The organism is Gordonia bronchialis DSM 43247, from assembly GCF_000024785.1.
Lineage (GTDB): Bacteria > Actinomycetota > Actinomycetes > Mycobacteriales > Mycobacteriaceae > Gordonia > Gordonia bronchialis.
Genome location: NC_013441.1, coordinates 4,779,366 through 4,792,863, shown reverse-complemented (window position 1 = coordinate 4,792,863; position 13,498 = coordinate 4,779,366). Strand labels below are relative to the sequence as shown.

At 69.4% G+C, this 13,498-nt stretch carries 11 protein-coding genes; 6 read left to right on the top strand and 5 right to left on the bottom strand.

The window, feature by feature from the left end; genetic code table 11:
• The first annotated feature begins 28 nt into the window (after positions 1–28).
• From GBRO_RS22205 to GBRO_RS26435, 3 genes are all read left to right on the top strand, one after another.
• A complete protein-coding gene (locus GBRO_RS22205) occupies positions 29–904 on the top strand; it encodes an ABC transporter ATP-binding protein (protein ID WP_012836091.1) in 876 nt (291 codons plus the stop codon).
• A 21-nt stretch (positions 905–925) separates the two neighbouring features.
• A complete protein-coding gene (locus GBRO_RS22200; protein WP_041920784.1) occupies positions 926–3,487 on the top strand; it encodes an ABC transporter permease in 2,562 nt (853 codons plus the stop codon).
• Between the two features lie 91 nt (positions 3,488–3,578).
• Positions 3,579–4,367 carry a hypothetical protein gene (locus GBRO_RS26435; RefSeq protein WP_012836089.1) on the top strand — a complete coding sequence of 263 codons (789 nt, stop codon included), beginning with the start codon at positions 3,579–3,581 and terminating at the stop codon, positions 4,365–4,367.
• Positions 4,368–4,373: 6 nt separating this feature from the next.
• Here the strand turns inward: GBRO_RS26435 and GBRO_RS22190 are convergent, their stop codons facing one another.
• Positions 4,374–5,132 (bottom strand): class I SAM-dependent methyltransferase, encoded by a 759-nt coding sequence (locus GBRO_RS22190; protein WP_012836088.1) that lies wholly within the window; start codon positions 5,130–5,132, stop codon positions 4,374–4,376.
• A gap of 218 nt (positions 5,133–5,350) precedes the next feature.
• Between GBRO_RS22190 and GBRO_RS22185 the strand changes: the two genes are divergently transcribed.
• Entirely contained in the window at positions 5,351–6,514 is a 1,164-nt protein-coding gene (locus tag GBRO_RS22185) for a glycosyltransferase family 4 protein (protein WP_012836087.1), read from the top strand.
• Positions 6,515–6,748: 234 nt separating this feature from the next.
• On the opposite strand, the gene GBRO_RS22180 is transcribed toward GBRO_RS22185, so the two are convergent.
• Together GBRO_RS22180 and GBRO_RS22175 are read right to left on the bottom strand one after the other, a co-directional pair.
• Positions 6,749–8,428, bottom strand: coding sequence for a hypothetical protein (locus GBRO_RS22180; RefSeq protein WP_012836086.1), 1,680 nt, complete (start codon positions 8,426–8,428; stop codon positions 6,749–6,751).
• A gap of 9 nt (positions 8,429–8,437) precedes the next feature.
• Positions 8,438–9,361, bottom strand: a complete 924-nt coding sequence (locus GBRO_RS22175; protein WP_012836085.1) for an HpcH/HpaI aldolase/citrate lyase family protein — start codon at positions 9,359–9,361, stop codon at positions 8,438–8,440.
• 92 nt (positions 9,362–9,453) lie between these two features.
• Between GBRO_RS22175 and GBRO_RS22170 the strand changes: the two genes are divergently transcribed.
• Positions 9,454–10,689: a lipopolysaccharide biosynthesis protein gene (locus GBRO_RS22170; protein ID WP_012836084.1), complete on the top strand. Its 1,236-nt coding sequence runs from the start codon at positions 9,454–9,456 to the stop codon at positions 10,687–10,689.
• 58 nt (positions 10,690–10,747) lie between these two features.
• On the opposite strand, the gene GBRO_RS22165 is transcribed toward GBRO_RS22170, so the two are convergent.
• A complete protein-coding gene (locus tag GBRO_RS22165) occupies positions 10,748–11,974 on the bottom strand; it encodes a DUF3068 domain-containing protein (protein ID WP_012836083.1) in 1,227 nt (408 codons plus the stop codon).
• Positions 11,975–12,034: 60 nt separating this feature from the next.
• Between GBRO_RS22165 and GBRO_RS22160 the strand changes: the two genes are divergently transcribed.
• Complete coding sequence (locus GBRO_RS22160; RefSeq protein ID WP_012836082.1) at positions 12,035–13,249, top strand: acyltransferase family protein; 1,215 nt, start codon at positions 12,035–12,037, stop codon at positions 13,247–13,249.
• Between the two features lie 23 nt (positions 13,250–13,272).
• Here GBRO_RS22160 and GBRO_RS26430 read toward each other — a convergent pair whose 3' ends face one another.
• Entirely contained in the window at positions 13,273–13,410 is a 138-nt protein-coding gene (locus GBRO_RS26430) for a hypothetical protein (protein WP_012836081.1), read from the bottom strand.
• Between the last annotated feature and the right edge of the window lie 88 nt (positions 13,411–13,498).

Sequence of the window (13,498 nt, the reverse complement as noted above, 5' to 3'; positions counted from 1 at the left end):
GGGCCGGTGATTTGGCACGGTGGAAGCCATGATCGCCAGTGACCCGGCCACGACCGGCCACGTGACCACGTCCACCGTCGCGGCCGGTGCCGAGAACCTCGTCAAGCGTTACGGTTCGGGTGATACCGCCGTGGAAGCGCTTCGCGGCGTGACAATCTCGTTCCGGGCCGGCGAGTTCACCGCCATCATGGGGCCGTCGGGGTCGGGGAAATCCACCCTGATGCACTGCCTCGCCGGACTCGACGTGGCCAGCGGTGGGCGGGTGCACATCGGTGACGTCGACCTCACGGCGCTGTCCGACAAGAACATGACGATGCTGCGACGCGACCGCATCGGCTTCGTCTTCCAGTCGTTCAACCTGGTCCCGACGCTGACCGCAGCCGAGAACATCACACTGCCCGTCGACATCGCCGGCCGCAAGGTGGACACCGCGTGGTTCGACGCCGTCGTCGACCGCCTCGGCATCACCGATCGCCTCGGTCATCTACCCAGCGAACTGTCCGGCGGACAGCAGCAGCGCGTCGCGTGCGCACGAGCGCTGATCGGCAAGCCGTCGATCATCTTCGGCGACGAGCCGACCGGCAACCTGGATTCCCGATCGTCGGGCGAGGTACTGAACATCCTGCGCGCGGCCACCGACGAGTTCGGGCAGACCGTCGTGATCGTCACCCACGATCCGCGGGCCGCCTCCTACGCCGACCGCGTCGTCTTCCTCGCCGACGGTCAGATCGTGCGGGAACTCATCCGTCCCAGCGCCGACGACGTCTTCGAGGTGATGCGCCATCTCGACGATCCGCCCGCCGCGGCCGACCCGGTTGTTGCAGAGGCCGCGATCACCACCGGGAGCACCGGGCGCCACGCGGCCCCCGAGGTCCCCGACGCCGGCACCACCGAGGCGCGCTGAGCTGTGGCAGCCTCCTCGGTGATGCGCCGGGTCTCGCTCCGAAACCTGCGCGCACACAAGCTACGCCTGTTTCTCACGGTCTTCTCGATCGTGCTCGGAACCTCGTTCGTCGCGGGCACCATCGTGTTCACCACCACCATCTCCAACGCCTTCACCAGCATCTTCGACGGCGCTGCGCAGGGTGTTGCCGCCGAGATCACCCCGTCGGCTGCGCAGTCGCCGGGGATCCCGCTGAGCGTCGTCGACGACCTCCGAGAGCGACGCGACGAACTCGGCATCGACAAACTGGTCGTCAACAACTCGGGGCTGGTGACCATCGCCAACTCCGAGGGCAAGGCGTTGCAGACCGGGGGTGCACCCAGCGTCGGCACCGCCTACATCCCGGTCGACGAGGCCATCTCGCCCACCGAATCGCAGATCGAACCCGGCGGCCGGGCACCGGAACGCGCCGGCGAGGTGGTCCTCAACAAGTCGGCCGCCGACAACGGTGATCTGAAAGTCGGCTCGAAGACAAAAATCGTTGTCGGGCAGGGTCTTTCGACGCCGATGGACGTGACCGTCGTCGGGCTTGTCAACCTCCGGGCGTCCACCGGCGGCTATGTGAACGTCCAGTTCGACGCCGCCACCGCGGCCAAGCTGTTCTCCGACGGCAAACACGTTGCCCTGGTGGACATGTCGGCAGTGCCCGGAGTGACACCCGAGCAGCTCGTCGACCGTGTCCGCGCCGCGCTCGGTCCTGCCGGCGACCGGCTGGAGGTCCGGACCGGCGATGAGGTGCGGCAGGCACAGAAGGACCAGGTCAACCAGTTCCTCGACATCTTCCAGTACATCCTGCTGGCCTTCGCCGCGATCGGTCTCATCGTCGGCACCTTCATCATCTACAACACCTTCTCGATGCTTGTCGCACAACGTAACCGGGAGTTCGCGCTATTGCGCGCGGTCGGCGCCGGGCAGGGGCAGGTGTCGCGGTCGGTGCTCTTCGAGGCGTTCATCGTCGGCATCATCGGCGGGCTGATCGGCCTGGGTATCGGTATCGGACTGGCCGCGGGTCTCAAGGCGCTGGTCACCTCGTCGTCGGGGCTGCCGGACGGCGCACTGCAGATCACCGCCCCGGCCATCATCGCGACGATCGTCGTCGGCGTGGTGGTCACCATGGTCAGCGCCTGGGTGCCGGCCGCACGCGCGTCGCGGGTGCCGCCGGTGGAGGCCATGCGCGCGAGCGCCGCCGAAGGGTCGGCGTCGCTGCGGGTGCGGACCATCGTCGGCGTGCTCTTCGGGGTCGCGGGTCTGATCGCGCTCGTCGTCGGCGCGATGGGGCAGGGGCTCGGGCCGGCGCTGACCGTGGCAGCGGGTGCGGCCGCGCTCATCATCGCCGCGGTACTGGCCGGACCGGCGCTGTCGCGACCGTTCGTCGGGGCTCTGGGCCGCGTGGTCGGCGCCCCGTTCGGCACCATCGGCCGGCTGGCACGCACCAACGCGGTCCGGAATCCGCGGCGATCGGCGGCGACCGCCTTCGCGCTGACGCTCGGGCTGATGCTGGTCGCGGTCATCGGCATCCTGGGCGAATCGTTCAAGGGGACCGTCGACGACGCGGTGGACAGCGGGATCACCGCCGAGTACATCGTCACCGGCGCCAACCAGACGCCCATTCCCGCCGTCGTCGCCGATGCTGTGAAGAAGGTTCCGGGCGTGGCGGATTCGGTGTCCTTCGCGCTGGTGCAGGCAAAGGTGGCCGAGCCCGGTGGCGGCGAGACGAAGGTGAGCGGCTACTCGCCGATCGGTGGTCCGGTGGCCTCGGTCGCGTCATTGAAGATGGTCGACGGCTCGCCGGACGTGGTTCCCGACGACGGGATGCTGGTCAGCGAACGTGCGAGCAGCGAGCGTGGCTGGAAACGCGGCGACGTGGTGACGTTCATCGGAGCCGACGGCACGCAGGTACCGGTGACGGTGGCCGGTGTCTACGTGAACAACGAGGCGTTGCAACCGTGGATGGTGGGGCAGACGGTCTACGAGCGTCTGGTGCCGCCCCCGGCGCGCATCAGCTACGGCGTCTTCGTGCGGGCGGCCCCCGGGACCGACCTCGACACCCTGCGAACCGATCTGGAGAACGCGACGGACTCCTACCTGACCGCGCAGGTCCAGGACCGCGATCAGTTCAAGAGCAGCATCACCACCCAGATCGATCAGATGCTGGTGACGCTGTACGCCATGCTCGGCCTCGCCCTGCTGATCGCCGTGCTGGGCATCATCAACACGCTCGCGTTGTCGGTGATCGAACGGAAGCGGGAGATCGGCATGCTGCGCGCCATCGGCATGGCGCGTGGACAGGTGCAGCTCGGCATCTATCTGGAGTCGGTGCTGATCTCGATCTTCGGCGCGGTCATGGGGGTCATCCTCGGTGGCGTGATCGGCTGGGCGCTGGTGCGCACCCTGGCCGAATGGGGTCTGGGCGGACCGCAGATCCCGTGGGGCCTGATCGTGGTCACGCTGGTGGGTGGCGCCGTCGTCGGCGTGCTGGCCGCGATGTGGCCCGCGGTCCGCGCAGCGCGGACCGGCCCCCTGGAGGCCATCGCGGATCCGTAGTGGTCCCCACCGGAATCCCGGTCATGGCCGCGCGGGACGCGCCGGGGAATCGAGCGGCTCGGGGCGTCGGCATCCTGGCACAATCGTGCGCATGACCCGACCCCCCGAGGACGACCCGTACGATCCGCAGCGTCGGCCGCCCGTACCTCCACAGCCTGAGCCCCCACAGCCCGAGCAGCAGCCGGGTACGCGGCAGTTCAGCCCCGACACCGATCCCGCCGCCATCGGCGAACCCGGACCGCCTACCGGCTACGAGACAGGGTATGAGTCCGGCTACGAGCCGACCGGGCCGACGGATCAGTACGGGTCGTTCGGGCCGCCGCCGTCGCAGGCGTATGCGAGCGCCGGTCCCGGCCCGGGCGAACCCCTTCAGTACGGGTCCGAGCCGCCCAAGAACACGGGCCGCACGGTCGGGCTGGTGCTGGCGGTAATCGCCGCGCTGGTGGTTCTCGGCATCGTCGCGTTCCTCATCCTGCGAGATGGCGGAGACGACAAGTCGACCACTGCGGCCGGTTCCTCGACGACGTCGAGCGCGCCGTCCACACCGTCGACGACGTCGACCACCACCACGACCAGCGAGACCACGACCACCACGACGACCACCTCGACGGCACCGTCGAATCAGGTGACCTATCAGCTGACCGGCGGCGGCAGTGTCATCACGGTGACCTACCGTGCCTCGGGGCGCCCCGGTTTCATCGCCAACACGGGTACGCCGTGGTCGGAGTCGGTGCGTGTGAACGGCGGCACCGCCGAGATCACCGCCATCGTGATCAGCGGAAATGTGACCTGCACGATCATGCAGGACGGGCAGCAGATCTCGTCGGCCACCAGCGGGCCGTCGCCGATCCCGCTGCGATGTGCGGCGGCCCTGCAGTAGCGGACGTCAGCGCTTGCGCAGGACCAGCACCAGGTTGGTGCCGGCGACCTCGCGCAGGCCAGGCACCCGCATGACCCACCACATCCAGCGCGGGAGATAGCGGGGGAAGGCGGCGATCACCTCGGCGGTGGCGGCCGTGCGGTGTGCCCAGCGCAGGCCGTCGGCCGCGGTCACCGGGAACAGAGACGTCCCGAACAGGTTCTTCGGCGGATGCCCGTGCCGGCGGGTGTACCAGCGTGCCGCGCGATGGCCGCCGGCGTAGTGGGTGAGCCCCATCTCGTGGCCGCCGAACGGACCCCACCACAGGGTGTAGCTGATGATGACGACGCCACCCGGCCTCGTCACCCGGACCATCTCATCGGCCATCTCCCATGGTCGGGAGGTGTGCTCGACGACGTTCGACGACAACGTGATGTCCATCGACGAGTCCGCAAACGGCAGGTTCTGCCCGGAGCCCCGCACGGTTCCGCGGTGGGCGATACCCCCGGCGTGCATCTCCGCGGGGTCGGGTTCCACCGACAGGTAGTGGGCGCCCGCGGCCCGGAAAGCATCGGCGAAATAGCCCGGACCACCGCCGACATCGAGCACCACCGCGCCGTCGAGCGGGGCGAACGCGCCCACCAGGCGCCGGGTGTCGGCGGCCAGCGCACCGTAGAAACGGGCCGGGTCGGACTGTTCGTAACGGAAATCGTTCAGCAGTCCGACGGCGCGACGCAGGGTGGCGTGCGCGGCCATGTCGGTGGCGGCGGCGTCGAACTCGAGCATCGGATCACGACCTGCTTCAGAATTAACAAAGTGTCTACAACTCCCGTTGTAGACGCGCGGGTAACCTGTCGGTTAGAGTCTATGCACGTTGAGGGGCTCACCCCTCGAATGCGCAGGCCCCGGGGTCGCCAGGACATGACATGGAGGGGATGACATGTACGGCGCCCGGGGACTTGTCGTGAATCCGATGGCGCGAACGCATCGGTAGGCTGTCGGCAATGCACTCTCCATCTGATGTCCTGCTGCTCTGCTGGCGGGATACCGGCCACCCGCAGGGCGGCGGTAGTGAAACCTACCTGGAACGCGTCGGCGCCGAACTCGCCCGACGCGGCGTCCGGGTCACCTTCGTCACCTCTGCCTACCCCGGCGCGCTCTCCGACGAGACGCGGGACGGCATTCGATTCGTCCGCACGGGCGGGCGGATTTCCGTCTATCCGCGCGCTGCGGCCATGATCATCGCCGGCCGGCTGGGTCGCGGTCCGCTCGCCGACATCTCGCCCGACGCCGTGGTCGACACCCAGAACGGCGTGCCCTTTTTCGCGTCGCTGGTGACCTCCGCGCCGACGGTGGTCCTCGTCCACCACTGTCACCGCGAACAATGGCCGGTGGCCGGTCGCCTTCTCGGGCGATTCGGCTGGTTCCTCGAGTCGCGGGTCGCACCGCGCGTGCATCGGCGCAATCGCTATGTGACCGTCTCGACGCCGTCCAAACGCGAACTCACCGACCTCGGCGTGGATGCCGAACGAATCTCCGTCGTGCGCAACGGAATCGACCCGCTGCCCGCCGGCTACGTGGCGGCACCGGCGGCGCCCGCATCCGACCGGCCGGTTCGGCTGTGCGTGTTGTCGCGGCTGGTTCCGCACAAGCAGGTCGAGGACGCCCTGGCGGTGGTCGCCGACCTGCGGCGCGGCGGCCTCGACGTCCACCTCGACGTCATCGGCGGTGGCTGGTGGGACCAGGAACTCCGTTCAGCCGCACGGAGACTCGGCCTCGACGCATCGGTCACCTTCCATGGCCACGTGAGCGAACCGCGTAAACACGAGATCCTCTCGGCGGCCCGCGTGCACCTGATGCCGTCGCGCAAAGAGGGCTGGGGGCTGGCCGTGATAGAGGCCGCCCAACACGGCGTCCCGACCATCGGCTACCGCAGTTCGGTGGGCCTGGCCGAGTCCATCGACGACGGACTCACCGGTCTGCTCGTCGACGGCGTAGACGAATTGCTCAGTGCCACTCGGAAACTCATCGAGGACGACGCGGCGTCCCAGCAACTCGGTCGGGCCGCGAAGGCCAAGTCCGGTCGCTATTCCTGGTCGGCGACCTGCGACGGGTTCCTCGAGGTGTTCGCCGAGATCGCCGCTCCGCAAGCCTCCTCTGCCGGTTGAGCCTCGGTTGAGCCGACCCGAGCCGCCTCCGCTGCTGGTTGAGCCGACCCGAGCCGACCCCCTTCTGCTGGTTGAGCCGACCCGAGCCGACCCCCTTCTGCCGGTTGAGCCGACTCGAGCCGCTAGGCGAGGGGCGTGTCGAAACCACCAGTAACACAACCACATTCGCAAACACCACCCACCCGCACCAAACCGGAACGGTCCGTCACCCCGACGTTTCGGTCACCCCGACGGTCAGGCGTGTCGTCGTCGGTACACCGCCGCCACGGCACCCCCGGCGATCATCACCAGCCACACCAGGTGCGCCGTCACCGCGACCACTCGATAACCGATATCGGCCCGGACCGTCTGCGCGCCCTCGATGCGGAAGAGCCGCAGGCTTTCTCCGGCGAAGATTGGCTCGAGTCCGCGCAACCGCGCCGGGGGTGGATCGGCCTCGACGAGTACCCAGCCGATCCCGAGTCGGGCCAGCTCACCCGGGTCGCCCGGGCTGCCGAGCAGCTGCTCGACCGCGACTGCCGGTGGTGAAGCCGGGTCGACCTCCTGGCCGTCGACGGTCAGTCGGCCGCTCTCCACCACGGGCGCACGCATCATCCGTGGTGCCGGATCGAGCGATACACTATTCGCGAATCCGTAGTGCCGCAAGGTATCCGACGGCCACAGAGCCACCGCGCCATCGTCGGCGGTCACGATGCCGGCGACCGTTGTCCACTCGGCCGGATAGGCGACGGGACGTAGCTGTCCGCCCACACCCCAGGCAAGATCGGGCAGGGGCGCCACCACCAGAAGGGCCACCCCGGCGAGGGCGAAACCTCCTGGGAACCATCGTCGTAGCCCGAGTACCGCACCCGCGGCCCCGACCGCGTAGGCGGGCATGAGCAGCGCCAGGAACTTCTGGGTGTCGCGCAGCAGACCGGCGCCGGGGATCGCGTCGACAGCCCAGCCGAGTACTGCCTGACCGGGACCGAAAGCGCTCAGTATCACCAGCATCAGCACCACGCCCGCCAGCAGGGTGAGGGCCGTGCTGGCTCGACTCCGGTCGCCCGCACGGAGGTGGATCAGCCCGCTGACGACCACAACGAGCAAACAGAGCGACGCGACCGCGGCCCAGCCGATGGTCCGGCTATCCGGCACGGCGTCGGCGTTCCAGATCCCGCCCAGTCCCGCGGCGGTGCCGAGCCGGCCGAGGAACGGTTCGGCCCGCAGCCCGAACGCCTCGACCCCGCCGACGCCGGTGGACGACCCCGTGCCGATCAGTCCGGCCGCCAACCACGGTGCGGCCGAGGCGATCCAGACACCCGCGACACCGCAGGCGATCCTCGGTCGGACGCGCAGCGACAGGCACATCGTCACCAGGACCGCCGCCGCCAGCAGCGAACCGGTGGGGGTGAGACCGGCGACCGCGACGAGACCGGCGAGACGACACCAGCGCACGGGCGACGCGGTGAGGTCCAGCATCTCGACCACGATCCAGCCCAGCGCGGCGTACCCGACGAGCAGGCCCCAGTGCCCCTGCAGAAGGCGTTCGGCGACATAGGGATTCCAGATCGCCAACATCGCGGCGGCCACCGCTCCGGCGTGGCCCGCTCCCGGAACCAGCCGATGCGCGAGACGACCGTACCCGACACCCGCGACCACGAGCGCGGCGACGATGATCGCGACCACCAGCCAACCACCGTCGACAACTCGGCTCCCCATCGCCACAAACCAGTCCTGCGGCACGGCCCGCGGGGGGAGGTCGCCGACACCGAGCGCCGCGTCGGTGACGTACGAGCGAGGCGTCGACACCGCATCCCGGTACAGCAGATATCGCGGTCCGACGCCGAAGAGTGCCCCGAGAAGCGGCCCCGCGACAACCGCGGTCAGCCCCGCGCTGACGAGATACAGCGTGGGCAGCAGCCGCCCGGCGGACACGATGTCAGCTCAGTAGTGGTGTGTGTCGGACGGGGCGGGCTGGTGGACCGGCTCGTCCTCGAAGTCCGATTCCGAGATGCCGTACGCGCGTGCGAGGTCCAGGATCTTGGTGGCCCGCGCGATGCGCGGCAGGTCGGAGCCGTTGCGGATCTCGCCGCCGTCGGCCTCGAACTCCGCGAAGAACTCTCGGGCCCACTTGATCTCGTCCTGCGACGGGGAGAGACCTTCGTTCACCGGCGCACACTGGTCGGGGGTGAGGCAGATCTTGCCGGTCATGCCGAACTCGGCGCTCACCGCGGTGGCCTCACTCAACTTGAGCGTGCTCGACCCCACCGTCGGCCCGTCGATCGCGCTCGGGAGGTGAGCGGCCTTGGCGGCGATGGTGAAACGTGAACGGGCGTAGGCGAGGGTGGCCGGGTTGTCGCCGAAGCCGGTGTCGCGCCGAAAGTCGCCGATCCCGAACGCCAACCGGAAAGTGCCCTTGGCGGAGGCAATCTCGCTGATCCGCTCCAACCCGCGAGCGGTCTCCACCAGGGCGACGATGGGCACGTCGGGCAGCCGCTTGGCGGTTTCGGTGACGTGATCGACCGACTCCACCATCGCCAGCATGACGCCGCCGATCGCGGTCGCCGACAACGCGTCCAGATCGTCGGCCCACCACGGCGTCCCGAATCCGTTGACACGCACCCAGTCCCCGCGCCCCGCCTCGGTGCCGAGCCACCGCACCACGTTCGCGCGGGCTTCGGCCTTGTCCTTGGGTGCGACGGCGTCCTCGATGTCGAGAACCACGATGTCGGCTCGCGAGAGCGCGGCGGGCTCGAACTTGCCGTGGTGAGATCCGTTGACCAACAGCCAGCTGCGGGCCAGCACCGGGTCGATGCGGGAGCCGATGTCGGTGGGGTCGGACTCGAAGGTCGGGTTCTGGTCGTACATCTCGATCTCTCGTGAGGCGCTGAAGCCTCCATCGTCGCCTATCCGTCGCGGCCGGTGCAAAGCGCCCGCGGCACGGTCGGCACACTTGACGCATGACCCGGCAGACCCCTCGCGCTGCGCGACTCGGCGTCGTCGGCGCGATCGGTGCCGTGGCCGGCGGTTCGATGGTCGCCAACGTGTGCATGTATCTCGTGCACCTGCTGGCGAGCAGCCGGTTCCTGACGCCCGACGAGTACGGCGAGTTCGCCGTGCTGTTGTCGGCGATGCTCGTGCTGGGCGTACCGGCCCTGGCGCTGCAAGCCGTCGTCGCCCGCGAGGTGGTGCGCGGCCGGTCCGAGCATCGGCTCCGCGTCGTCTCCGCCCAGACCACCGCCGGTGTGGTGGTGATCACGGCCATCGCGGTACCGGTGGTGACGCTGCTGGCCCGCACATCGTGGCTCACCACGCTCGCGGCCCTCGCCGCCGCCCCGCTGCTGACGGTGATATCCGCAGGTCAGGGCATTCTTCAGGGACGCGGAGAGTTCCGGGCGCTGGCATGGCTGCTGGCCGTAGTCGGCGTGCTGCGGGCGGCGCCGGTGATCGCAGTCCTGGCGGCGGGCGCGGGACCGATGGGTGGACTCGCGGCCGGGACGGCGGGCACCGCGGTGGCCGGGGTCGCGGTCTGGGCGGGTGTGCGATGGGCGGGGCGCTCCGCGACGTCGCACATGACGCTCGCCGACGCCGTCGACGCCGTCGGTGTGCTGCGCGCCTCGCAGGTGCAGCTGGTGCTGATCGTCGCGTCGTCGGTGGATCTGCTGCTGTCGCGGACAGTGCTCGGCGCCGACGACGCCGGCGTGTACGCGCTCGGCGCCATCGCGACCAAGGTGGCGTTCTGGCTTCCCCAGGCCATCGGGGTGGTGTTCTATCCGCGCCTCGCCGACCCCGCGAGTTCGCGCGCATCGCTGCGGCAGGCGGTCGGGGTGGTCGCGGTCATTGGACTGGCACTGACCGTCGCTGCCGGACTCGCCGGACCACTGGTGCCGCTCATCTTCGGCGACGACTACCGCGCACTGGTGCCGATCCTATGGCTCTTCGCCTACACGGGTGCGGTGCTGAGTGTGCTGCAGGTGGTGTTGCTGTCGGCGATTGCCCGGGACCGCACCCGGGTGGCACTCGTGACCTGGCTGGCGGTGGGCATCGAGGTGGCGGTGATCGTCTGGCTGGTCGGCTCGATCGTCGCGCTGGCCGGCACGGCCGCGGTCGCGGTGACCGTCGCCGTGTTAGCCACGGCCGGACTGTCCCGGGGCGACCGCCGAAACCGGCACGCAGCAGATCCCCGAACTGGATAGTGCGCCCGACGACGCCCACCGGTACAGGAGCCGGCAACGGCGGGTGACACTATCACGTTCAGGGATTCGCCGGCCCCGCCAACCTCCGCCGGATCCGTTCCGGCAGCCGAGCCGGATTGAGGAACCACAGTCCGACGCCGAGCAACACCACCCCGAGCACGCCGGTCGCGATCGGCACCAGCCGGCCCCAGATCACCAAGGGGGTGGCGAGATCGTCGGCGCGCGAGGTCATCTCGGAACGGGTCCGCTCGTCGTAGCGGAAGGTCGCCTGCACAAACGGAAGCGTGAAATCGTCAGCGACGCCGGGGGTTTGAGCCGGGAATCGGTACGACTCGTCAACCACGATGCGCTGATCGACGATCAGCCCGGTCCGGGTGTCGACCGACAACTCCACCTCGGAGCGATGATGCAGGGTGGCGGTGAGCGGTCGCGCCGGGTCGCCGTCGACGCCGAACCAGGAAGCGGGACGGGTGATCTGGGTGGGCCGGCTCGGCGTGGACACCCCACCGACGGCATTCAGATCGGTATCGGGGATCTGCGCGATGAAGCGTGCGGCGTCGTGGCCCGACACCTGCGTCTCACCCGCGAACCGCAGGGGCACGGTGCGCCGGGTCGTGACGTCGAAGTAGGCGTGCTGGTCGTCGGTGCTCACCCCGAAGGGCAACAGATAGGTGAAGCCCGGACGGTCGGGCGCCGGCACCGGCGCGGTCCGGCTGTCGTACTGGATCTCCGAACTGCCACCCCCGGACACACTTGGCAGTGCACTGTCCCGGCTCAGCGTGACCCGGTCCTTCACCGCGAACACGGTCGGATCGGTGCACGACGGCCGGTCGTCGTCGGCGGTATCGGAGGTGCCCGGGTCGGAACTGCCCGGGCGCGGCAGCGTCGGGTCCACCTGCCGCCCGTCGATCAGCAGGTGATCGGCCTGCACCGACGTACCGGCCTGCAACGTCACCCGTCGCTTGTCCGACGGTTGCACCGCCACCACTCGCTGCTGGCGCACCAGCTCGGCGCCGACGACGCGCGCCACCGGTGTGTTCAGCGAACACCGATCCAGGATGGTCGCCGGTGTCCGGGCGGTGACGTCGCTGCTGGTCGCCACGGTGGTGAAGTCGGTGCTCAGCGGCACCAGCCGAAGGTTGTCCACGGGCAGCGTCGGCAGCGCGATGGTCGCCGCCAGCAGGAATCCGCCGATGAACAGCAGGGTGGGGCCCAGCAGGTCGGCGGTGCTCCATCGCCGCGGCGGACGGGAAGCGTCTTCGGGCGGTGTGGGGTCCGACGGCATAGCCGCGAGCGTACTGGCCCCGGCACGGCGTCCGGGCGCACGGCTACCCTGTGGAACAGCATGACCAGCACCGACACCCATACCCCCGCGTCGACGCGACGCCCTGCCGCCGCGGCCCGGCGGTTCTATCCGCAGCTCGAGGGGATGCGCGCGCTGGCGGCGATCGGTGTGCTGACCACCCACGTCGCGTTCCAGACCGGTGCGGTGCGTCTCCCGATTCTCGGTCCGGTGCTCGGCCGCCTCGACCTCGCGGTCGCGCTGTTCTTCGCGCTGTCGGGCTTTCTGCTCTGGCGGCCGTGGGTGGACCACGCGCACGCCGCGCATGTCGACGGCACCGATCGTGGGCACCCATCGATCCGCCGCTACCTGCGGCATCGCGTCGTGCGGATCTGGCCGGCGTATGTGGTCGTGGTCGCCGTCGTCCTGCTTCTCCTGCCCGACGCACAGGGCGCCGACGCCACGGTGTGGCTGGCGAATCTCACCCTCACCCAGGTCTTCGTACCGCTGTCCCTGACAGCCGGCCTCACCCAGATGTGGAGTCTGTCGGTGGAGGTGGCGTTCTACGCGCTGCTACCGGTCATCGGGCTCGCGCTGCTGCGCCTGCGCGGACGTCGCGCCTCCCGGCGCATCCCGGCGCTACTCGCGCTCGGGGCGCTCAGCCTGGTGTGGGCGTGGCCGGCGATGGCGCTCCCGCTACCGGCCGGGGTGGAACCCAAGAACTGGGTGTTCGGCCACCTGCCATGGTTTTTCGCCGGTCTGATCCTGGCGGAGACCGCGGGCGCGATCGAACACGGCCACGCGTCGCGCTGGGTGGAACGGATCGCCGCGGTCGGTGCCCGACGATGGTGGATGCTCGCGACGCTGGTGGTGGCCTATGCGCTGGCGTGCACACCGCTGGCCGGGCCGACGGGGCTCGGTGCGCTGACCAATCTGCAATTCGCCACCAAGATGGTGCTCGGCGCCGTCTGCGGCTTCGCGCTGCTGGCCCCGCTGGTCTGTTCGGCGGGCCCGTTCCGCATCCTCACCTCGCCGGTCATGCTCGCTCTCGGCCGATGGTCCTACGGCATCTTCATCTGGCATCTGGCCGTGCTCGCCGTGGTGTTCGGCCTGTTCGGCATCATCCCGTTCACCGGGGACACGCTGCTGGTCTGGTCCATCACGGTGGTCTTGACCATCGGGATCTCCGCAGCGAGTTACGCCTTCATCGAAGAACCCGCACGCCGGTGGCTGCGTCGACGCGAGACCACTAGGGCGCTTCGCCAACCGACCCGCTGAGGGCTGCCGGGGACTATCCGGAGCTACCGGCGCACCCGGTGCCGGAGGCTGTCGTGCTGCGCGGCATTCACCTCGCGCGCACGATAATTCAGGCTGTCCGGACGGGACAGGAAAAAGGTCGCCAGGACACACAGACCCAGCACGACGAGGAACAGAATCATCGTCAATCCTCCATCACAATCGTTGTCACATCGGATATCCGGCCCGCATCCGTGCAGGCCACATACCGATTCAACACCGAGCTCAGTG

Coding starts and splice junctions, on each gene's coding strand:
- GBRO_RS22205 (WP_012836091.1), top strand. CDS start 29: ATGATCGCCAGTGACCCGGCCACGACCGGCCACGTGACCACGTCCACC.
- GBRO_RS22200 (WP_041920784.1), top strand. CDS start 926: ATGCGCCGGGTCTCGCTCCGAAACCTGCGCGCACACAAGCTACGCCTG.
- GBRO_RS26435 (WP_012836089.1), top strand. CDS start 3,579: ATGACCCGACCCCCCGAGGACGACCCGTACGATCCGCAGCGTCGGCCG.
- GBRO_RS22190 (WP_012836088.1), bottom strand. CDS start 5,132: ATGCTCGAGTTCGACGCCGCCGCCACCGACATGGCCGCGCACGCCACC.
- GBRO_RS22185 (WP_012836087.1), top strand. CDS start 5,351: ATGCACTCTCCATCTGATGTCCTGCTGCTCTGCTGGCGGGATACCGGC.
- GBRO_RS22175 (WP_012836085.1), bottom strand. CDS start 9,361: ATGTACGACCAGAACCCGACCTTCGAGTCCGACCCCACCGACATCGGC.
- GBRO_RS22170 (WP_012836084.1), top strand. CDS start 9,454: ATGACCCGGCAGACCCCTCGCGCTGCGCGACTCGGCGTCGTCGGCGCG.
- GBRO_RS22165 (WP_012836083.1), bottom strand. CDS start 11,974: ATGCCGTCGGACCCCACACCGCCCGAAGACGCTTCCCGTCCGCCGCGG.
- GBRO_RS22160 (WP_012836082.1), top strand. CDS start 12,035: ATGACCAGCACCGACACCCATACCCCCGCGTCGACGCGACGCCCTGCC.
- GBRO_RS26430 (WP_012836081.1), bottom strand. CDS start 13,410: ATGATTCTGTTCCTCGTCGTGCTGGGTCTGTGTGTCCTGGCGACCTTT.